Source organism: Micromonospora sp. WMMC264, from assembly GCF_027497275.1.
Lineage (GTDB): Bacteria > Actinomycetota > Actinomycetes > Mycobacteriales > Micromonosporaceae > Micromonospora > Micromonospora chalcea.
This window is the reverse complement of the sequence record NZ_CP114907.1, coordinates 6,561,259-6,580,260: the sequence shown is the minus strand read 5'-3', so window position 1 is coordinate 6,580,260 and position 19,002 is coordinate 6,561,259. Positions and strand designations below refer to the sequence as shown.

The following is a 19,002-nucleotide window of genomic DNA, read 5'->3' as shown; positions in this document are numbered from 1 at the left end:
CTGCTCACCCGCCCTGGGTGGCGCTGAGCACCTCGACCCGGTCGCCGTCGCGCAGGACGCTCGCCGACCAGCCGCCGCGCGGCACCACCTCGCCGTTCACCGCCACGGCGAGCCCGCGCTCCCGGTCGGTGACGGTGCGGACCACCTCGGCGACGGTGACGCCCTCGGGCAGCGTCCGGCCGGTGCCGTTGACGATCAGTTCCACGTGCGCTCCTTCCCGAAGCGGTCCGGGGTGAAGGGGACGAGCGCGGGATCCGGCTCGCCGGTGACGATCAGCTCGGTGACCAGGTCGGCGGTGACCGGGGTGAGCACGATGCCGTGCCTGTGGTGCCCGGTCGCGGCGAGCACGCCCGGCTGCCCGGGCAGCGGCCCGATGATCGGCGCGTTGTCCGGCGTACCGGGGCGCAGCCCGGCGACTGCCTCCACCAGCTCGTACTCGACGAGTTCCGGCACCAGCTCCGTGGCGGCGCGCAGCAGTGTCAGCACGCCACCGGCGGTGACAGCGGTGTCCGCGCGCTCCTCGACCGTCGCCCCGACCACGACCTCGCCGCTGTCCCGGGGCACCAGGTAGACCGGCTCGCTGTCCGCGTACCCCCGGATCACGTGCCGGAAGCCCGGCGGACCGCCACCCGGCGCGCGCAGCCGCAGCACCTGGCCCTTCACCGGCCGGACCGGCAGGCCGGTCAGCGCCGCCGCGCCGCAGCCGGCCGCGACCACAGTGACCCGCGCGTCCACCTCGGACAGCGCGCCGACGCGCGCCGGGCGCAGCTCCACGCCGGCGCGTTCCGCGGCCGTGCGCAACGCGGCGACCAGCCGCCGCGGGTCGACCTGGTGATCACCGGGGGCCACCGCGCCGCCGCGCACACGCGGCGCCAACGCCGGCTCGCGGTCGCGCAGCTCCGAGGGACGCAGCGGCGTGATCGGCAGTTCCAGGCCCTGCTGGTACGACCACAGCCGCCTCGCCTCGGCCAGGTCGTCGGCGGTGAGCCCGACGACGAGCGTGCCCTCGGTGCGGTAGCCGATGTCGACGCCGCTCGCCTCGGCCAGCTCGGTCGCGAAGCCGGGCCAGCGGGCGGCGGACTCGACGAGCAGCGCGGTGAGTTCGTGCTCACCGAAGTACGCCTCGGCGACCGGCGACAGCATCCCGGCGGCCACCGACGACGCGCCCGACCCAGGCCGGTCGTCGTGCACCACCACGCGCAGTCCACGCTGCGCGCACCGCCACGCGATCGCCCACCCGACAGGCCCGCCCCCCACCACCGCCACGTCGTTAAGGAAGGGCCCCCTGTTAACGCCTCCGGTAGAGGAAGGGCCCCCTGTTAACACGTCAGGGCCCGCAGCAGCTCGGCGGTGGCGTGCGCGGGATCGGCTGCCCCGCTGAGCGCGCCGACCACCGCCACCCCGTACGCCCCGGCGGCCCGCAGCTCCGGCACGCTTGAGGCGGTCACCCCGCCGATCGCGATCACCGGCACGGTCACCGCTTCGGCGACCGCGCGTATCCCCTCGGGGCCGATCGGTTCCGGCAGGCCGGACTTGGTGGTGGTGGCGTGGCACGGGCCCACGCCCAGGTAGCTCGCGCCCGCGTCCACCGCGGCCCGGGCGGTCACCGGTTCGCGGGCGGTCGCGCCGAGCACCGCGTCCGGGCCGAGCACCCGGCGCGCGGCACGCACCGGCAGGTCGTCCGCGCCGACGTGGCCACCGGCGGCGTCCACCGCGAGCGCCACTTGCAGCCGGTCGTTGACCAGGCACTGTGCTCCGTACGGCCGGCAGGCGTCGACCACCAGCCGGGCCAGCTCGTACGCCTCCCGGTCGGTGGCGTCGTCCTCCACGCGCACCTGCACGACGAGGTCTGCGCCCGCCACGGGCAGTGCGGCACGCAACACGGCGAGCGGGTCACGCCCCGGCCGGGTGTCGGTGATGAGATGCAGTCGTCCCAGGGACAGCACGGCAACGCTCCTCCCTGCGCCGGCATTACCCGGATCAGGTTCGACGGTCGGGGGCTCCCAGCCCCCCTCTCAGCCCGGTCCGCACCGGGCTCCCGTGGGTCACTTGCGGCCTACCGTACGACGCGTCCCGCCCGTACGGAAGCCCGGGTGAGGTTTTTCCCAGGAACCAGCCGTGCGCCGGATCGGGGCAGCGGGTGACCGTCCCGTCACGACACGCTGCCTGGGTGTCCGTTCCCGCCCGTGTTCCCCGCCGCCTGGCGGTCCTGCCGTTCCGGGGCAGCGACGCCGTCTCCGAAGGGCTACTCACCTGGACGATGCTGCGCGGGCAGACCTGGATCCGCCTGCTGCCGGACGTGTACGTGCACCGCGACGGGTACCGCGCCGACGACCACCGGATGTGGTGCGAGGCGGTGGCGTTGCGCCTGCCGCCGGGGGCCGTGCTGGCGGGGCGCAGCGCCGCGTGGTTGTTCGGCGCGGACGTGCTCCCCCGCGACGCGCCGGTGACAGTACTGTTGCCGACTGCTGCGCGGCTGCGACCGCACCCACGGTTGCGGTTGGTCCGGTCACCGCTGCCGGAGCGGGACCGCACCCTCGTCGGCGGGCTGCCGGTCACCACGCCCCTTCGCACGGCGTTCGACCTGGGCCGGCAGGGCTCACTCGCCGAGGCGTTGGTCGCCGTCGAGGCGCTGCTGCGTCGCCGGGCCGTGAAGCTGCCCGCCCTGCGGGCCTACGCCGCCGCCCGGCCGGGCTGGCCGGGCGCTCCGCTGTTGCGCGAGGTGCTGGCGCTGGCCGAGCCGTTGAGCGAGTCCCCGATGGAGACTCGCCTGCGGCTGCTCGACGCCGGCCTCGGCCCGCTCACCGCCCAGCACGAGGTACGCGCCGGTGGACGCTTCGTGGCCCGGGTGGACCTGGCCTGGCCGGCGCTCCGCATCGAGCCGCCCGAGACACCACGGGCGTCAGAGGCCCGCCCGCAAACACCCATCGCGTTCCACTCGTCGCCAGATCCAGCCCCAAGCGGAACGCCATGGGTGTCTCAAGGCCCTTATGACACCCATGGTGTTCCACTCGTCGTGAGCGCTGCCTGTGGGTGGCACGCCATGGGTGGCTGACGCGTGGGCGAGCCTTGATGGGGCGCAGGCCGCGCGGGCGCGCCCCCAACTGAGGGCGCACAGTCCACGTGCGGGCGGAGCCGAACGCGTGGGTGAGCTGAGCGCGCGGGCAGCCCGGTGTGCGCAGGCCCAAACGGGTGAGCACACGCCCCGACGCACACACCCGACACACGAGCACACGCCCCGACGTGCAGGCCCGAGCGCGCCAGCACAGGCACCGGCGTGCAAGCCCGAGCGCGCCAGCACACGCCCGACGTGCAAGCCCGAGCGCGCGAGCGCGGACAGTCAGAGGATGGCGTCCAAGGCGGCCAGGTCCTCGTCGGACGGCTGCCACGTGCCGGCTTCGGCGTTCGCCGTCACCTGGTCGGGAGTGGTGGCGCCGGCGATCACGGACGTCACCGCGGGACGGGCCGCCAGGCCGCCGATGGCCACGTGCAGCATGCTGATGCCGCGCTCGGCCGCGTACGCATCGATCGCCTCGATGACGTCCCAGCGCGCGGCGGCCAGCCGCTCGGCGTACCGGCCGCCGCCGGCCAGCCGGCTACCGGCCGGGGGCGCCTCGCCTCGCTTGTACTTGCCGGTGAGCAGCCCGTTGGCCAGCGGGAAGAACGGCAGCATGCCGAGGCCGAACCGCTCGCACGCCGGGATCACCTCGGCCTCCACCCCGCGTTCCACCAGCGAGTAGTGGTTCTGCGCGGAGATGAACCGGGTACGCCCCTGCGACGACGCGGTCCAGTCGGCGTCGGCGATCTGCCAGCCGGCGAAGTTGGAGTTGCCCAGGTAGCGCACCTTGCCGGCGGTCACCAGGTCGTCGAGCGCGGCGAGCGTCTCGTCGATCGGGGTGCCCGGGTCGGGCTCGTGCATCTGGTACAGGTCGATGTGGTCGGTGCCGAGCCGGCGCAGCGACGCCTCGACGGCGCGGGCGATGTAGCGGCGGGCGCCCCGGGCGTCGTGGTCCGGCCCGTTCGCGCCGTGCATGTCCATGCCGAACTTGGTGGCCACCACCACGTCGTCGCGGCGGCCCTTGAGCGCCTGGCCGAGCAGTTCCTCGGAGGCGCCCTGCGGCTCGCCGTAGATGTCGGCGGTGTCGAAGAAGTTGATCCCGGCGTCGAGGGCGGCGTCGACCACCGCCCGGGTGCCGTCGAGGTCGAGTTTGCGGCCGAAGTTGTTGCAGCCGATGCCGACCACTGACACCACGAGCCCGGAGTCGCCCAGCCGGCGATAGGTCATCTCACTCACGAGATCCACCCTATGCCCGCTCCCCGGGGCCCACCCGGGGAGCGGCTCAGGCCACGTCCCAGACCGGCTCCGGCGTCTCCACCACGTCACCGTCGCCGCGGAACAGCACGAACCGGTCGAAGGTACGGGTGAACCACCTGTCGTGGGTGACCGCGACGACAGTTCCCTCGAACGCGGTCAGCCCGGCCTCCAGCGCCTCGGCCGAGGCCAGGTCGAGGTTGTCGGTGGGTTCGTCGAGCAGCAGCAGCGTCGCGCCGGACAGTTCCAGCAGCAGCACCAGGAAGCGGGCCTGCTGACCGCCGGAGAGCGTGCCGAACCGCTGGTCGCCCTGACCGGCCAGCTCGTACCGGGACAGCGCCGCCATGGCCGCGTGCCGGTCCATGCCGGTCCGGTGCTCGTCGCCGCGCCACAGCACCTCGACCAGCGTCTTCGCCATCAGCTCGGGGCGGTCGTGGGTCTGCGAGAAGTGCCCGGGCCGCACCCGCGCGCCGAGCCGGACCACGCCGCCGTGCGCGACCGGCGCGAGCGCGGCGGCGCCGTCGACCGGGGTGTTGCCGGGCTCCGGGTCGGTGCCGCCGCGGGCCAGCAGGCGCAGGAAGTGCGACTTGCCGGTGCCGTTCGCGCCGAGCACCGCGACCCGGTCGCCGTACCAGAGTTCCAGGTCGAACGGGTACGTCAAGCCGTCCAGCTCCAGCTGCTCGGCGATCACCGCGCGCTTGCCGGTCCGCCCGCCGGTCAGGCGCATCCGGATGTCCTGGTCCTTCGGGGGTACGGGCGGCGGCCCGGCCTCCTCGAACTTGCGCAGCCGGGTCTGCGCGGCCTGGTAGCGGGACGCCATCCCGTCGTTGTACGCGGCCTTCTGCTTGTACATCAGCATCAGCTCGCGCAGCTTCTGGTGCTCCTCGTCCCAGCGTTTGCGCAGCTCGTCGAGGCGGGCGTGCCGGGCGACCCGGGCGTCGTGCCAGCTCGCGAAGCCGCCCGGGTGCACCCAGGCGCTGCCGCCCTCCACCGCGACGACCCGGTCGGCGGTCTGGGCCAGCAGTTCCCGGTCGTGTGAGACGTACAGCACGGACTTGACCGACTCGCGCAGCCGCCCCTCCAGCCAGCGTTTGCCGGGTACGTCGAGGAAGTTGTCCGGCTCGTCGAGCAGCAGCACCTCGTCCGGGCCGCGCAGCAGCAGTTCCAGCGCGAAGCGTTTCTGCTGGCCGCCGGAGAGCGTGCGCACCGGCCGGTCCCGGGCACTGTCCCACGGCAGGTCCAGCACGATGGTGGCGACGGTGTCGAAGAGGACCTCCGCGTCGTAACCGCCGGTCTCGCCCCAGGCGGCGAGCGCCTCGGCGTACGCGAGCTGGGCCTTGGCGGCGGCGGAGCTGTACTTGCCGCGGACCTCGGCCGCCCGCATGGCCGCCTCGGTCTCGGCGAGCCGCCGCCCGGCGTCGCGCAGCGCGGGCGGGGCGAGGGAGAGCGCCAGGTCGGCGAGCGTTGACTCGTCGCCGATCATGCCGATGAACTGCCGCATCACGCCCAGCCCGCCGGAGCGCGCGATCGCGCCGGTCTTCACCGGCAGGTCACCGGCGACCATCCGCAGCAGCGTGGTCTTGCCGGCGCCGTTCGGGCCGACCAGCGCCACCTTGGCACCCTCACCGACCCGGAACGAGACGTCGCTGAACAGCTCACGCCCGTCCGGGAGGATGTGCCCGACCGCTGCCACGTCCACGTATCCCACGCGGGCATCCTGCCCGAGCCGGGCCGCTGGACGACACCGGATTACCGGGTGACGCGCAGCACCCGGTAGCCCTTCTGGCTGGCGTGCCGCTCGACGGACCAGCCCTGCTCGACCAGCCAGCGGTGCAGCGAGTCGCCGCCGAGGTGCCGGGCGACGACGAGCCAGGCCACGCCGTCCGGGGCGAGCCGGGGCAGCCAGCGCAGCAGCAGGCCGTGCAGTTCCGGTTTGCCGATGTGGATGGGCGGGTTGGACCAGATCTGGGTGAAGGTGACATCGTCCGGCAGCTCGTCGGGCGCGACGGCGCGTACCCGGTCGGCGGCGCCGACCCTTGCCGCGTTGGCGGTGGTGAGGGCGCGGGCCCGCTCGTTGACGTCCACGGCCCAGACGGTGGCCTCCGGCGCGACAGTGGCGAGGACGCAGGTGATCGGGCCGAAGCCGCAGCCGATGTCGAGCAGCGCGCCGGTGACGTCGGCGGCCGGCAGGTCGGCCTTGCGCAGCAGCACGGCGGTGCCGGGGTCGAGCCGGTCGGCGGAGAAGACGCCACCGGCCGAGCCGAGCGTGTAGTCGCGCCCGGCGACTGTGAACTCGACCTCGCGCGGGCGGGCCGGGCCCGAGGGCTCAGCGGTGAAGTAGTGGTCGCCGGTCACGCAGGCATTCTCGCACCGGGCCGGGGCGGTTCCGGCAACGGTGTCAGAGGCGGAGCCGGACGCCACTCCGCCAGATTTTCCCGATATTACCCCTGAAAGGGACAATCAGTCCTACTCTATGCCACATGGTGTACCGGTACGAGTCCGATGAGGACGCCTTCCTGGAGTACCCGAAGCCCGGGTCGGCCCCGCACGGGCCCGCAGCCACGACGCCGCCGCCCGCGGGTCCGTCACGCTCCCGGTTCCCCACGCCGTCGCTGCCCCCGCCGCCGCGCCCGCAACCGGCGCTACCGCCGGCCGGCGCGGCCGGGCAGGACGACCCCGACGGGCAGGCGGTGGCGGACGACACCCGCGCACCCGTTCCGGCGCCACCGGCCCCGGCGCCGACACCGGGACGGCCCGCGCCACCACGGGAGCCGTCCCCGGTGCCGCAGCCCGCGCCACCCATGCCCGCGCCCGTACCGGCGGCGACGAACCGGCCGACAGTGCCGATCCCCGCCAACCCGACCGCCCGCGCCGGCGACGTCTCCGAACTGCCCCGGGCCCGGCGCGCCGACCGCCGCAACGGCGGCAGCCGGTTCTGGCAGGCGCTCGTCGGTGGCGCCGCCGTACTGCTGCTGCTCTCGCTCACCGGGCTCGCCGTCGCGGCGCTGCTGGACGAGCGGACGGCCACGCCGTCCGCCGGCCAGCCGACCCCGCAGCCGAGCGAGTCGAGCACCCCGGCCGGCGGCACCGACCTGGACTCCCGGGACACCGACCAGGCGACGCTCACCGCCAAGGAGGTCTTCCCGACCAAGGACCTGGTGCTCACCGACGGGAAGCCGGCGTACCGGGTGCTCAAGACCCAGGCCAGTACGAAGTGTCAGGTCGCGGCCACCGGCGAGATCGCCGACCTGCTGGTCCGGCTCGGCTGCAACCAGGTCGTGCGGGGCACGCTCCGCTCCCCCGACGGCGACCACCTGATCACCGCCGGTCTGTTCAACCTCACCGACGTGGCCACCGCCCAGCGGGTACGCGACCGCATCCGGCCGCTGCTCGACGCGCGCCAGGGACGGTTCCGTGGCATGGCGGCGGGCGACGACACCGAGGTGGTGGAGAAGGCCGCGGCCCGGGTCGCCTGGCAGGTACGCGGACACTACGTCGCCTACTGCCTGGTCACGCGCGCCGACGGGGAACGCATCCCCAGCGACGACGCAGCCGCCCGCGAGATCATGTACGACATGGTCGAGCTGCACCTCAACCGGGCTGTGCTGGACCGTCGTGCGGCGGCCGGAACGGCCGGGCAGCCCGACGCGGAGTCGGCCGGGGACAGCGCCGGTCAGCGGGGCACCGACTGACCTCCGGTCAGCCCTCGGCCACCGGCACCCGCAACCGGCGGGTCAGATCGGCGCGGCGGGCGTACTCGGCCGGGTCGGCCGGGTAGCCCACAGCGACCAGGGCGAGGCCGTGCGCGGGCGCCACAGTCACCTCGCTGGAGCGCTCACGCCGGGTCAGCAGGCCGGCCGGCCACTGCACCGACCGCCGCCCGTCCCCGGCCACCAGCATCGCCCCGACCAGGCTGCGCACCATGTTCTGGCAGAACGCGTCGGCCTGCACGGTGGCGACCAGGATCCCGTCCGGGTCGCGCCGCCAGTCCAGCCGGGTCACCTCGCGCAGCGTGGTGGCGTTCTCCTTGCGCCGGCAGTACGCGGCGAAGTCGTGCTCGCCCACCAGCCCGGCCGCGGCGGCGTTCAGCGCCGCCAGGTCCAGCGGCTTCGGCCAGGCCAGGGTGTCCCGGCGGCGCAGCGGCTCGGCGCCCCACGGGGCGTCGGTGACCCGGTACTCGTACCGCCGGAACGTGGCCGAGAAGCGGGCGTCGAAGTCGGCCGGCACCTCGGTCATGGCGCGTACCCGCACATCCGGCGGGAGGAGCCGGGCCAGCCGGCGCAGCAGCCGCCCCTCGTGCTCCCGCCACACCGCGGCGGGCAGGTCGAGGTGGCAGACCTGCCCGGTGGCGTGCACCCCGGCGTCGGTACGCCCGGCCACCGTCAGGCCGGTCGCCGTGCCCGCGCCGAGCACCAGGTCCAGCGTCTGCATGAGCACGCCGGCCACGGTGCGCCGGGTCGGCTGGGGCGCCCAGCCGGAGAAGTCCGTGCCGTCGTACGAGACGTCCAGCCGCAGCCGGATCCGCTCGTCCACCTCGTACCTCCTGTCGACGGCGACGGGCCCGGCACCCCCGAGGGGATGCCGGGCCCGGTCGAGCCTGATCTCAGGCCTTGTCGTTCTCGGTGGCCTCGTCGCTGTCCTCACGGGCGGCGGCGGTGTCACCCGACGCGGAGACCGGGGCCTCGGCGTCCTGGTCGCCCTCGCTGGAGCGCGGCTTCTCCTCGGCCGGGGCCAGGGCCTCGACCTTGTCCTGCTGCGCGGCCTTGCGGGCGGAGGTCTTCTTGTTCGCCTTCGGCTCGGCGACCTGAAGCTCCTCCACCAGCTCGATGATCGCCATCGGAGCGGCGTCACCCTTGCGCGGACCGGTCTTCACGATCCGGGTGTAGCCACCGTTGCGGTTGGCGTACCGGGGCGCGATCTGGTCGAACAGGGCGTAGACCACGTCCTTGTCCTTGACGACGCCCAGCACCCGGCGACGCGAGGCGAGGTCGCCGCGCTTGGCCTTGGTGATGAGCTGCTCGGCCAGCGGACGCAGCCGCCGGGCCTTCGTCTCGGTGGTCTGGATCTTGCCGTGCTGGAACAGCGCGGTGGCCAGGTTGGCCAGCATCAGCCGCTCGTGCGCGGGGCTGCCGCCGAGGCGGGGGCCCTTGGTGGGCGTGGGCATGCTTGGTGCTCCTCAGGTGTGGCGGCAGCGCGGACTAGAGCTGCTCGGTCTCGCGGTAGTCGTCGGTGTCGTAGTCCGCCTCACCGAAGGCGTCCACGACGTGCGCCGGGTCGAAGTTCGGAGCCGAGTCCTTCAGCCCCAGGCCCATCCCGGCGAGCTTCATCTTGACCTCGTCGATCGACTTCTGGCCGAAGTTGCGGATGTCGAGAAGGTCGGCCTCGGTACGCCCGATGAGCTCACCAACGGAGTTGATGCCCTCGCGCTTGAGGCAGTTGTAGGAGCGGACGGTCAGGTCCAGCTCCTCGATCGGCAGGGCCAGGTCGGCCGCCAACTGGGCGTCCTGCGGGGACGGCCCGATGTCGATGCCCTCAGCGGTCTCATCCAGCTCACGGGCGAGCCCGAACAGCTCCACCAGCGTCGAGCCGGCCGAGGCCAGCGCGGTACGCGGGCCCATCGACGGCTTGGTCTCGACGTCGATGATCAGCCGGTCGAAGTCGGTCCGCTGCTCGACACGGGTCGCCTCGACCCGGTACGTCACCTTGAGCACCGGCGAGTAGATCGAGTCGACCGGGATCCGGCCGATCTCGGCGCCCGCCTGCTTGTTCTGCGCCGCGGTGACGTAGCCGCGACCCCGCTCGACGGTCAGCTCCATGTCGAGCCGGCCCTTGCCGTTGAGGGTGGCGAGCTTCAGGTCCGGGTTGTGCACCGAGACACCGGCCGGGGGCTGGATGTCACCGGCGGTCACGTCGCCCGGGCCCTGCTTGCGCAGGTACATGCTGACCGGCTCGTCGTGCTCGGAGCTGACGCACAGCTCCTTGATGTTCATGACGAGCTCGACCACGTCCTCCTTGACCCCGGGGATCGTGGTGAACTCGTGCAGCACACCGTCGATCTTGATCGAGGTGACCGCCGCACCGGGGATGGAGGACAGCAGCGTACGCCGCAGCGAGTTGCCCAGCGTGTAGCCGAAGCCGGGCTCCAGCGGCTCGATGGTGAACCGGGAGCGGGTCTCGTTGATCGACTCTTCGGAGAGAGACGGTCGCTGGCTGATGAGCATCTTTTCTCTTCTCTTCCGGGGCGCCCGCTATTTGACGCCCACGACACAACTGTTCCGGTGGCCCGCCCCGGAGGACGGGCCACCGCAACGAGCCCTTACTTGGAGTAGAGCTCGACGATCAGCTGCTCCTGGACCTGGGTGTCGATCACCTGGCGGGCCGGGAGCGAGTGCACGAGGATCTTCAGCTGGCTCGGGATCGCCTCCAGCCACGCCGGAACGGTCCGCGAGCCGGCCTCACCCTGCGCCACGAGGAACGGGGTGAGCTCCTTGCTCTTGGCACGCACCTCGACGATGTCGTGCTCCTTGACGCGGTACGACGGGATGTCGACCTTCTTGCCGTTCACCGTGAAGTGGCCGTGCTTGACCAGCTGGCGGGCCATGTCCCGGGACTTGGCGTAGCCGGCCCGGTAGACCACGTTGTCCAGCCGCGACTCGAGGATCTGCAGCAGGACCTCGCCGGTCTTGGCCTCCTTGCTCACGGCCTCTTCGTAGTAGCCGCGGAACTGCTTCTCCAGCACGCCGTAGACACGACGGGCCTTCTGCTTCTCACGAAGCTGGAGCAGGTACTCCGTCTCCTTCGTGCGGCCGCGGCCGTGCTGCCCGGGCGGGAACGGCCGGGACTCGAACGGGCACTTCGGGCCATCGCACTTGCTGCCCTTGAGGAACAGCTTCATCTTCTCCCGCCGGCAACGGCGGCAGTCAGCACCGGTGTAACGAGCCATCTCTCTCTAACCTCTCAGACCCGGCGACGCTTCGGCGGACGGCACCCGTTGTGCGGCTGCGGCGTGACGTCGGAGATCTGCCCGACCTCGAGGCCCACTGCCTGCAGCGAACGGATGGCGGTCTCCCGGCCGGAGCCGGGGCCCTTGACGAACACGTCGACCTTGCGCATGCCGTGCTCCATCGCGCGGCGCGCGGCGGCCTCGGCGGCAAGCTGCGCGGCGAACGGAGTCGACTTGCGGGAGCCCTTGAAGCCGACCTGGCCGGAGGAGGCCCAGGAGATGACCGCACCGGTCGGGTCCGTGATGGACACGATGGTGTTGTTGAAGGTGCTCTTGATGTGCGCCTGCCCGTGGGCGACGTTCTTGCGTTCCTTGCGCCGGACCTTCTTGACGGCGGCTCCGGCACGAGCCTTCGGTGGCATAAGTCTGTGCGCTCCTAGTTACTTCTTGCCGGGCTTCTTCTTGCCGGCCACGGTCCGCTTCGGGCCCTTCCGGGTCCGCGCGTTGGTCTTGGTGCGCTGGCCACGCACGGGCAGACCGCGGCGGTGCCGGATACCGGCGTAGCAGCCGATCTCGACCTTGCGGCGGATGTCAGCGGCGACCTCGCGGCGCAGGTCGCCTTCAACCTTGTAGTTGCCCTCGATGTGGTTCCGGAGCTCGACGAGCTCCTCGTCCGTGAGGTCCCGAACGCGCTTGTCCGGCGAGATGCCGGTCGCGGCGAGCGTCTCCAGGGCGCGGGTGCGACCGACCCCGAAGATGTAGGTGAGCGCGATCTCCATCCGCTTCTCGCGGGGGAGATCCACGCCGACTAGACGTGCCATGTGCGGGCGTACTCCTCGTGATGTTGTGGCGGAGGTGTGGACCCGTCCCACCCCGCTACCCGACCGTCCCTGTCCTTCCGGCGAACGCCGGCGACCGGGACGGGTCGCTGCCCGAGCGGGCCCCGGCCTCCGACCGGGGGTCAACCACGAGGGGGTACGCGCTGCGCGCCCGACCGCGGCTGGGACGAGTTGGTGATGTGTGGGGCGTCAGCCCTGGCGCTGCTTGTGGCGCGGGTCGGTGCAGATGACCATGACCCGGCCGTGCCGGCGGATCACCCGGCACTTGTTGCAGATCCTCTTGACGCTCGGCTTGACCTTCACGGTTGCCTTACTTCCCATCTGGCCCGGAGGCGCGACGCAGCGCGACCCGGACGTCGAAGACGGACACGGGAACGTCCCGGCCGCCGTCAGGCTTACTTGTAGCGGTAGACGATGCGCCCGCGGGTCAGGTCGTACGGCGAGAGTTCGACGACGACCCGGTCCTCCGGCAGGATGCGGATGTAGTGCTGCCGCATCTTGCCGCTGATGTGAGCCAGCACCTTGTGACCGTTCGCGAGCTCCACCCGGAACATGGCGTTCGGCAGGGGCTCGATGACCCGACCCTCGATCTCGATGGCTCCGTCTTTTTTCGGCATGTCCTCCGCTGTCCTGACGTCGGTTACTCCGGACGGCCCACAACGTCTTACACGGGAGAACTGACCAAGATCAGGAAACCCGCGCCAGCCGCGGCTCCGACTCCCACCGAAGCGCAGGGTGGGCATGGCGGAGTGGACGCTGTGCGCCGATCTGAAAGTGTACGCCGACCCGCGCGCGCTCGCCAAACCGACCGGCGGGACCGTCACCCGCAGGGCGTGAATATGACGCAGCTCACGTCTCCGGCAGCTCCCGCTTCGCCCGGCGGCGCGCCTCCCGCTCGACCTGCTTGCGCCGCCGGCGCTCCGCGTCCTTCTCCGGCGCGCCGTGCGCCAGCCCCTGGATCGTCTGGTAGAGCACCACGGCGCCCCACGGGCCGAGCACCCAGATCGGCCAGTAGTCGTCGAACTCGCCCTCACCCAGCTGGGAGACGAACCAGATCGCGGTGAGGATCAGGGCCACCTTCAGCCAGGGCCCCCACACCCCCAGCAGCCAGACGCTGCGCGTGCTCACGGCCGCCTGGTCCCGATCAACCGCCGGGCTCTTCCCGGCCGTGCGCGGAGCCGGCAGCGAAGTCTCCGCCGGCCGGGAACCGGGCAGGTCGGTCAGCAGCTCGTCCAGCTCGCCGTAGGTCTTCGCCCCGTACGCCCGGCGCAGCCGCTCGTCGTACTCGTTCAGGTCGAGCCGGCCCTCGTTCAGCGCCGCCCGGAGACGATCCGCGGTGGCCTCCCGGTCCGCGTCGGCCGCCCGCATCCGGTTGCGCTCATCCATGGGAGCAAGCATGTCATCCGGCCGCCAGGCCCGCAGCACGGCGCCCGGGACGGGCGTGCGCCCGCTCAGACCGCCGGAGAGTCGACAGACGTCTGCCGGGCGGTCACCAGGTCGCCCAGGCGACCCCGTCCGCCGTCCTCGGCGGTCAGCACCCACACGCCGTCGTCCAGCAGCGCCATCGAGTGCTCCACGTGCACCGCCATGGAGCCGTCCCGGGTCACCACGGTCCAGCCGTCGGCCAGCTCGACCGTACGCGGCGAACCCATGGTGATCATCGGCTCGATGGCGAGCGCCAGGCCCGGCACCAGACGCGGCCCCTTGCCGGGGCGCCCGTGGTTGAGCACGTGCGGGTCCTGGTGCATCTCGGTGCCGATGCCGTGACCGCCGTAGCCGTCGACGATGCCGTACCGGCCGCCCTTGCGGACCGCGCTCTCGACCGCGTGGGAGATGTCGGTGAGCCGGCCCTTGCCCGAGGCCGCCCCGCGCGCCGCCGCCGCGATCCCGGCCCACATCGCGTCCTCGGCCACCGCCGTCATCCTCAGCAGCGCCGGGTCGACCTCGCCGACCGGCACCGTGACGGCCGCGTCGCCGTGCCAGCCGTCCAGCACCGCGCCGCAGTCGATCGAGATCAGGTCACCCTCGCGCAGCACCTGCTGCGGCGACGGGATGGCGTGCACCACCTGCTGGTTGACCGAGGAGCAGATCGACGCCGGGAAGCCGTGGTAGCCCTTGAAGGACGGCACCGCGCCGGCCTCGCGGATCGTCGACTCGGCGATCGCGTCCAGGTCTGCCGTCGACACGCCCGGCGCCACCGCTTCCCGCATCCGGCGCAGGGCACGGGCGACGACCAGACCGGCGGCCCGCATCAGCTCGATCTGCTCGGGGGTCTTCAGCTGGATGTCCAGCTGGTGACGGCGCATGGTGGTGGTTACCTTTCGTCGCGCGTACGCGGAGCAGCGGGGCACGTCGCACGTACCCCGCTGTTCGCACTCTATCCGCCGGGTGGCGGGTGGGACCTCAGCCGCCGTACGAGCGCAGCGCGTCGATGGCGCGGACGGTGACGTCCTCCACCGGACCGGTCGCGTCGATGCCGACCAGCTTGCCCTGGGCGCCGTAGTAGTCGACCAGCGGCGCGGTCTTCTCGGCGTACTCGCGCAGCCGGGCGGCGATGGTCTCCGGCTTGTCGTCGTCCCGCTGGAACAGCTCCGCGCCGCAGCGGTCGCAGATGCCCTCCCGGCTGGTCGCGTCGAACTCGACGTGCCAGATCTTGCCGCAGCCCCGGCAGGTGCGCCGGCCGGACAGCCGCCGGATCACCTCGTCGTCGTCGACGACCAGTTCCAGGACCAGGTCCAGCGCGGTGCCGAGGTCGGCGAGGAGCTTGTCCAGCGCGGCGGCCTGCGGCGTGGTCCGCGGGAAGCCGTCGAGCAGGAAGCCCTCGCTCGCGTCCGGCTCGGCGAGCCGGTCACGCACCATGTTGATGGTGACCTCGTCCGGGACCAGCTTGCCGGCGTCCATGTACCGCTTGGCCTCGACTCCCAGGGGCGTGCCCTGGGAGACGTTCGCCCGGAAGATGTCACCGGTCGAGATCTTCGGCACCGAGAGGTGAGCGGCGATGAACTCCGCCTGTGTGCCTTTGCCCGCGCCCGGCGGGCCAACCAGAACGAGTCGCATCTACCGCAGGAACCCTTCGTAGTTCCGCTGCATGAGTTGGCTTTCGATCTGCTTCACGGTCTCCAGACCGACGCCAACCATGATCAGCACAGCGGTGCCGCCGAACGGGAAGTTCTGGAACTGCTGGTTGTCCAGCCAGATGAAGAAGAAGTTCGGCAGGATCGCGACGATGCCCAGGTAGAGCGCGCCCGGCAGGGTGATCCGGCTGAGGATGAAGTCGAGGTACTCGGCGGTCGGCTTGCCGGGGCGGATACCCGGCACGAAGCCGCCGTACTTCTTCATGTTGTCCGCGACCTCGGTCGGGTTGAACGTGATCGACACGTAGAAGTACGTGAAGAAGATGATCAGCAGGAAGTAGATCGCGATGTGCTCCGGCGCGCTCGCCTTCACGATGTGGTTCTGGATCCACGCCTGGACCTTGCCCGGGTCGTTCTGATCGAAGAACTGGAGCGCGAGCTGCGGCAGGTAGAGCAGCGACGAGGCGAAGATGACCGGGATGACGCCGGCCTGGTTCACCTTCAGCGGGATGTAGGTCGAGGTGCCGCCGTACATCCGCCGGCCGATCATGCGCTTGGCGTACTGCACCGGGATGCGGCGCTGCGCCTGCTCGATGAACGTGACAGCGGTGATGACCACCAGCACCAGGGCGATGACGAGGAGGAACATCCCCCAGCCCTTGGTGGTCTTGATCTTCCAGCCCTCACTGGGGAGCCGGGCCGCGATCGAGGTGAAGATCAGCACGGACATGCCGTTGCCGACGCCCCGGTCGGTGATCAGCTCGCCGAGCCACATCACCACGCCGGTGCCGGCGGTCATGGTCATGACCAGGATCGTCAGCGTCAGCCAGTCCGGGATGCCGGTGCCGCGGGGCACGATCGGGAACTGGTCGCACTGGTTGTTGAACAGCTGCCCGGAGCGGGCCAGCGCCACGAACGCCGAGGCCTGCAGAACGCCCAGACCCAGCGTCAGGTAGCGGGTGTACTGCGTGATCTTGGCCTGCCCGGCCTGGCCCTCCTTGCGGAGCTGCTCCAGGCGCGGGATCACCACCGTCAGCAGCTGCAGGATGATCGACGCGGTGATGTAGGGCATGATGCCCAGCGCGAAGACCGAGAGCTGGAGCAGCGCGCCACCGGAGAAGAGATCCAGCAGGTTGAGCACGCCGGTGCTGCCACCCTGGATGGTGTCGAGACACTTCTGCACGTTGCCGTACGAGACGCCTGGGCTGGGCATCGTGGCGCCCAGCCGGTAGACCGCGATGATGCCTACTGTGAACAGCAGCTTCTTGCGCAGGTCAGGCGTACGGAACGCACTGAGAAAGGCGGACAGCAACTTCTTCCTCCTGCGCGACGCGGGCCGCCGGTGACGAATCCTGGCGGGGCGGGGTGGTGTGGCCGGGCGGCGTGCCCGGATTCCATGGCTGGGAACGGACTCTAACAGTCCGATCCCCCTCCGGGCAGATGTGCCCGGCTACATAAAACGAATCCGATGTTACCCGGCGCACACGTGGCCGGTAGACCATGGCGCCCGCCCAGTTGCGAACAACTGAGCGGGCGCCATGAACATCGCCTTACAGCTCGGTGACCGAGCCACCGGCGGCGGTGATCTTCTCCTTGGCCGACGCGCTGAACGCGTGCGCCGAGACCTGGAGAGACACGCCACCGAGGTCGCCGGTGCCGAGCACCTTGACCGGGTGACCCTTGCGGACCGCGCCGGCCTCGACCAGCTCGACCGGGCCGACCTGGCCGCCGTTCGGGAACAGCTCGGCCAGCCGGTCCAGGTTGACCACCTGGAACACGACCTTGAACTTGTTCTTGAAGCCCTTCATCTTCGGCAGGCGCATGTGGATGGGCATCTGCCCACCCTCGAACGCCGGCGAGATGTTCTTCCGGGCCTTCGAACCCTTGGTACCGCGACCGGCGGTCTTGCCCTTCGAGCCCTCACCGCGACCCACGCGGGTCTTGTCGGTCTTGGCACCCGGAGCCGGACGCAGGTGGTGCACCTTGATCGTCATTACTCGACCTCCTCGACCTTCACGAGGTGGTTGACCGTGAAGATCATGCCGCGGATCTCCGGCCGGTCCTCCTTGACCACCACGTCGTTGATCCGCTTGAGACCGAGCGAACGCAGCGAGTCACGCTGGTTCTTCTTGGTCCCGATCTCGGACCGGACCTGGGTGACCTTCAGGCGTGCCATCAGGACGCCACCCCCGCCCGCGACGCCAGCATGGCGGCCGGCGCGACGTCCTCGACCGGCAGACCACGACGGGCCGCGACCTGCTCCGGGGACTCGAGCCCCTTCAGGGCCGCCACCGTGGCGTGCACGATGTTGATCGGGTTGGACGAGCCGAGGCTCTTGGAGAGCACGTCGTGGATGCCCGCGCACTCCAGCACGGCACGCACCGGACCACCGGCGATGACACCCGTACCGGCGGAGGCCGGCTTGAGCAGCACCACACCGGCCGCGTCCTCGCCCGTGACCGGGTGCGGGATCGACTGACCGATCCGCGGCACCTTGAAGAAGTGCTTCTTGGCCTCCTCGACACCCTTGGCGATCGCCGCGGGCACCTCCTTGGCCTTTCCGTAGCCCACACCGACGGTGCCGTCGCCGTCGCCCACGATCACCAGGGCGGTGAAGCTGAAGCGACGACCACCCTTCACGACCTTGGCGACGCGGTTGATCGCGACGACCCGCTCGAGGTGCGGGGTCTTCTCGACGGGCGCGTTTCCGCGGCCGCCCTCACGGCGGTTGTCGCGGCGACCACCCTCGTTGCCACCGGACCCGCCGCCACGGCGCTGTTGACCTGGCATCAGCAGCCTTCCTTCTCTCTCGTGACGGGGTTTCTAGAACTCGAGCCCGGCTTCGCGGGCGGCGTCGGCAAGCGCGGCGACACGCCCCGCGTACCGGTTGCCACCGCGGTCGAAGACGACCTTCGAGACGCCGGCGGCCTTGGCGCGCTCGGCGAGCAGGGCGCCGACCTTGCCGGCCAGGGCGCTCTTGTCGCCCTCGGCGCCGCGCAGCGAGGCGTCCATGGTCGAGGCCGACGCCAGGGTGTGACCCTTGGTGTCGTCCACGACCTGGGCCACCATGTGCCGCAGGGAGCGGGTGACGACGAGGCGGGGACGCTCGGCGGTGCCGCTGACGTTCTTGCGGACCCGGAAGTGCCGACGCGCACGCCCGACGGCACGCTTGGCGGCGACGCCGCGGCGGCGCTTGAGCAGCGTGGCGCTCACTTCTTACCTGCCTTTCTCACGGCCTCACGGCCGGCGGACGACCTCGCCCGGGTGTTGATGGCCGCGGTCACTTCTTGCCCGCCTTACCAGCCTTGCGGCGGATGACCTCGCCCTGGTACTTCACGCCCTTGCCCTTGTAGGGCTCCGGCGGGCGGATCTTCCGGATGTTGGCGGCGACCTCACCGACCTGCTGCTTGTCGATGCCGGCCACGTGGAACAGCGTCGGCTTCTCGACCGTGAAGGTGATGCCCTCCGGCGCCGGCACGAGGACCGGGTGCGAGAACCCGAGCGCGAACTCCAGGTCCTTGCCCTTGGCGGTCACGCGGTAACCGGTGCCGGCGATCTCCAGGCTCTTGCGGTAGCCCTCGGTCACGCCGACGATCATGTTGGCCACCAGCGTCCGGCTCAGGCCGTGCAGCTCCTTGGCCTTGCGCTCGTCGTTGGGCCGGTTGACGTGCAGCTCGCCGTCCTCGCCCCGCTCCGCCGTGATCGGCTCGGCCAGCACGTGGCTCAGTTCGCCCTTGGGGCCCTTGACCTTGACGGTCCGGCCGTCGATCGTGATGTCGACGCCGGCAGGCACCGGGATCGACTTACGTCCAATACGCGACATTTCTACCTGTC

The 19,002-nt window shown here is 71.5% G+C and carries 25 protein-coding genes and 1 riboswitch; of the genes, 2 read left to right on the top strand and 23 right to left on the bottom strand.

The window, feature by feature from the left end; translation table 11 throughout:
• Window positions 1–4: 4 nt before the first annotated feature.
• The 3 genes from thiS to thiE form a co-directional block, all read right to left on the bottom strand.
• The gene (gene thiS, locus O7542_RS29520; protein ID WP_013288601.1) at window positions 5–205 is read right to left on the bottom strand and encodes a sulfur carrier protein ThiS; all 201 of its coding nucleotides are present in this window, start codon (window positions 203–205) and stop codon (window positions 5–7) included.
• Entirely contained in the window at window positions 196–1,326 is a 1,131-nt protein-coding gene (thiO, locus tag O7542_RS29515; protein ID WP_281605496.1) for a glycine oxidase ThiO, read from the bottom strand. The genes thiS and thiO overlap by 10 nt, the downstream gene beginning before the upstream one ends.
• On the bottom strand, window positions 1,320–1,946 hold the full coding sequence (gene thiE / locus O7542_RS29510; RefSeq protein WP_281605495.1) for a thiamine phosphate synthase: 627 nt from the start codon (window positions 1,944–1,946) through the stop codon (window positions 1,320–1,322). The genes thiO and thiE overlap by 7 nt, the downstream gene beginning before the upstream one ends.
• Window positions 1,941–2,052: riboswitch (TPP riboswitch) on the bottom strand. (Overlaps the previous gene by 6 nt.)
• Before the next feature lie 118 nt (window positions 2,053–2,170).
• Between thiE and O7542_RS29505 the strand changes: the two genes are divergently transcribed.
• Complete coding sequence (locus O7542_RS29505; RefSeq protein ID WP_281605494.1) at window positions 2,171–3,055, top strand: type IV toxin-antitoxin system AbiEi family antitoxin; 885 nt, start codon at window positions 2,171–2,173, stop codon at window positions 3,053–3,055.
• 285 nt (window positions 3,056–3,340) lie between these two features.
• On the opposite strand, the gene O7542_RS29500 is transcribed toward O7542_RS29505, so the two are convergent.
• From O7542_RS29500 to O7542_RS29490, 3 genes are read right to left on the bottom strand one after another with little or no spacing between them, the layout of a single operon-like run.
• On the bottom strand, window positions 3,341–4,303 hold the full coding sequence (locus tag O7542_RS29500) for an aldo/keto reductase (RefSeq protein WP_281605493.1): 963 nt from the start codon (window positions 4,301–4,303) through the stop codon (window positions 3,341–3,343).
• Between the two features lie 37 nt (window positions 4,304–4,340).
• Complete coding sequence (locus tag O7542_RS29495; RefSeq protein ID WP_281605492.1) at window positions 4,341–6,020, bottom strand: ATP-binding cassette domain-containing protein; 1,680 nt, start codon at window positions 6,018–6,020, stop codon at window positions 4,341–4,343.
• Between the two features lie 41 nt (window positions 6,021–6,061).
• Window positions 6,062–6,667, bottom strand: a complete 606-nt coding sequence (locus O7542_RS29490) for a methyltransferase (protein ID WP_064446615.1) — start codon at window positions 6,665–6,667, stop codon at window positions 6,062–6,064.
• Window positions 6,668–6,792: 125 nt separating this feature from the next.
• Here O7542_RS29490 and O7542_RS29485 point away from each other — a divergent pair, with 125 nt between their 5' ends.
• The gene (locus O7542_RS29485; RefSeq protein WP_240925837.1) at window positions 6,793–8,004 is read left to right on the top strand and encodes a hypothetical protein; all 1,212 of its coding nucleotides are present in this window, start codon (window positions 6,793–6,795) and stop codon (window positions 8,002–8,004) included.
• Window positions 8,005–8,011: 7 nt separating this feature from the next.
• Here the strand turns inward: O7542_RS29485 and truA are convergent, their stop codons facing one another.
• From truA to rplF, 17 genes are all read right to left on the bottom strand, one after another.
• Window positions 8,012–8,845, bottom strand: a complete 834-nt coding sequence (truA, locus tag O7542_RS29480; RefSeq protein WP_281605491.1) for a tRNA pseudouridine(38-40) synthase TruA — start codon at window positions 8,843–8,845, stop codon at window positions 8,012–8,014.
• Between the two features lie 70 nt (window positions 8,846–8,915).
• Complete coding sequence (gene rplQ, locus O7542_RS29475; protein WP_281605490.1) at window positions 8,916–9,476, bottom strand: 50S ribosomal protein L17; 561 nt, start codon at window positions 9,474–9,476, stop codon at window positions 8,916–8,918.
• Between the two features lie 34 nt (window positions 9,477–9,510).
• Window positions 9,511–10,533: a DNA-directed RNA polymerase subunit alpha gene (locus O7542_RS29470; protein WP_007073009.1), complete on the bottom strand. Its 1,023-nt coding sequence runs from the start codon at window positions 10,531–10,533 to the stop codon at window positions 9,511–9,513.
• Between the two features lie 95 nt (window positions 10,534–10,628).
• A complete protein-coding gene (rpsD, locus tag O7542_RS29465) occupies window positions 10,629–11,255 on the bottom strand; it encodes a 30S ribosomal protein S4 (RefSeq protein ID WP_018784565.1) in 627 nt (208 codons plus the stop codon).
• Window positions 11,256–11,269: 14 nt separating this feature from the next.
• On the bottom strand, window positions 11,270–11,677 hold the full coding sequence (gene rpsK / locus O7542_RS29460) for a 30S ribosomal protein S11 (RefSeq protein ID WP_013288613.1): 408 nt from the start codon (window positions 11,675–11,677) through the stop codon (window positions 11,270–11,272).
• Between the two features lie 18 nt (window positions 11,678–11,695).
• Window positions 11,696–12,076: a 30S ribosomal protein S13 gene (gene rpsM / locus O7542_RS29455; RefSeq protein WP_013288614.1), complete on the bottom strand. Its 381-nt coding sequence runs from the start codon at window positions 12,074–12,076 to the stop codon at window positions 11,696–11,698.
• Between the two features lie 207 nt (window positions 12,077–12,283).
• Complete coding sequence (rpmJ, locus tag O7542_RS29450) at window positions 12,284–12,397, bottom strand: 50S ribosomal protein L36 (RefSeq protein ID WP_012184307.1); 114 nt, start codon at window positions 12,395–12,397, stop codon at window positions 12,284–12,286.
• A gap of 92 nt (window positions 12,398–12,489) precedes the next feature.
• On the bottom strand, window positions 12,490–12,711 hold the full coding sequence (gene infA / locus O7542_RS29445; protein ID WP_007073013.1) for a translation initiation factor IF-1: 222 nt from the start codon (window positions 12,709–12,711) through the stop codon (window positions 12,490–12,492).
• Between the two features lie 232 nt (window positions 12,712–12,943).
• Window positions 12,944–13,462, bottom strand: coding sequence for a DUF1707 domain-containing protein (locus tag O7542_RS29440; RefSeq protein ID WP_043330929.1), 519 nt, complete (start codon window positions 13,460–13,462; stop codon window positions 12,944–12,946).
• An 83-nt stretch (window positions 13,463–13,545) separates the two neighbouring features.
• Window positions 13,546–14,400: a type I methionyl aminopeptidase gene (gene map / locus O7542_RS29435; protein WP_030501602.1), complete on the bottom strand. Its 855-nt coding sequence runs from the start codon at window positions 14,398–14,400 to the stop codon at window positions 13,546–13,548.
• Between the two features lie 97 nt (window positions 14,401–14,497).
• Window positions 14,498–15,151, bottom strand: a complete 654-nt coding sequence (locus O7542_RS29430) for an adenylate kinase (protein ID WP_030501603.1) — start codon at window positions 15,149–15,151, stop codon at window positions 14,498–14,500.
• Entirely contained in the window at window positions 15,152–16,480 is a 1,329-nt protein-coding gene (gene secY / locus O7542_RS29425; protein WP_043328244.1) for a preprotein translocase subunit SecY, read from the bottom strand.
• Between the two features lie 238 nt (window positions 16,481–16,718).
• Window positions 16,719–17,162: a 50S ribosomal protein L15 gene (gene rplO / locus O7542_RS29420; RefSeq protein WP_018784561.1), complete on the bottom strand. Its 444-nt coding sequence runs from the start codon at window positions 17,160–17,162 to the stop codon at window positions 16,719–16,721.
• Entirely contained in the window at window positions 17,162–17,344 is a 183-nt protein-coding gene (gene rpmD, locus O7542_RS29415; protein ID WP_013473693.1) for a 50S ribosomal protein L30, read from the bottom strand. The genes rplO and rpmD overlap by 1 nt, the downstream gene beginning before the upstream one ends.
• Window positions 17,344–17,958: a 30S ribosomal protein S5 gene (gene rpsE, locus O7542_RS29410; RefSeq protein WP_013288621.1), complete on the bottom strand. Its 615-nt coding sequence runs from the start codon at window positions 17,956–17,958 to the stop codon at window positions 17,344–17,346. The genes rpmD and rpsE overlap by 1 nt, the downstream gene beginning before the upstream one ends.
• Window positions 17,959–17,991: 33 nt before the next feature.
• Window positions 17,992–18,381, bottom strand: coding sequence for a 50S ribosomal protein L18 (gene rplR / locus O7542_RS29405; RefSeq protein WP_030501605.1), 390 nt, complete (start codon window positions 18,379–18,381; stop codon window positions 17,992–17,994).
• 67 nt (window positions 18,382–18,448) lie between these two features.
• The gene (gene rplF / locus O7542_RS29400; protein WP_013288623.1) at window positions 18,449–18,991 is read right to left on the bottom strand and encodes a 50S ribosomal protein L6; all 543 of its coding nucleotides are present in this window, start codon (window positions 18,989–18,991) and stop codon (window positions 18,449–18,451) included.
• Between the last annotated feature and the right edge of the window lie 11 nt (window positions 18,992–19,002).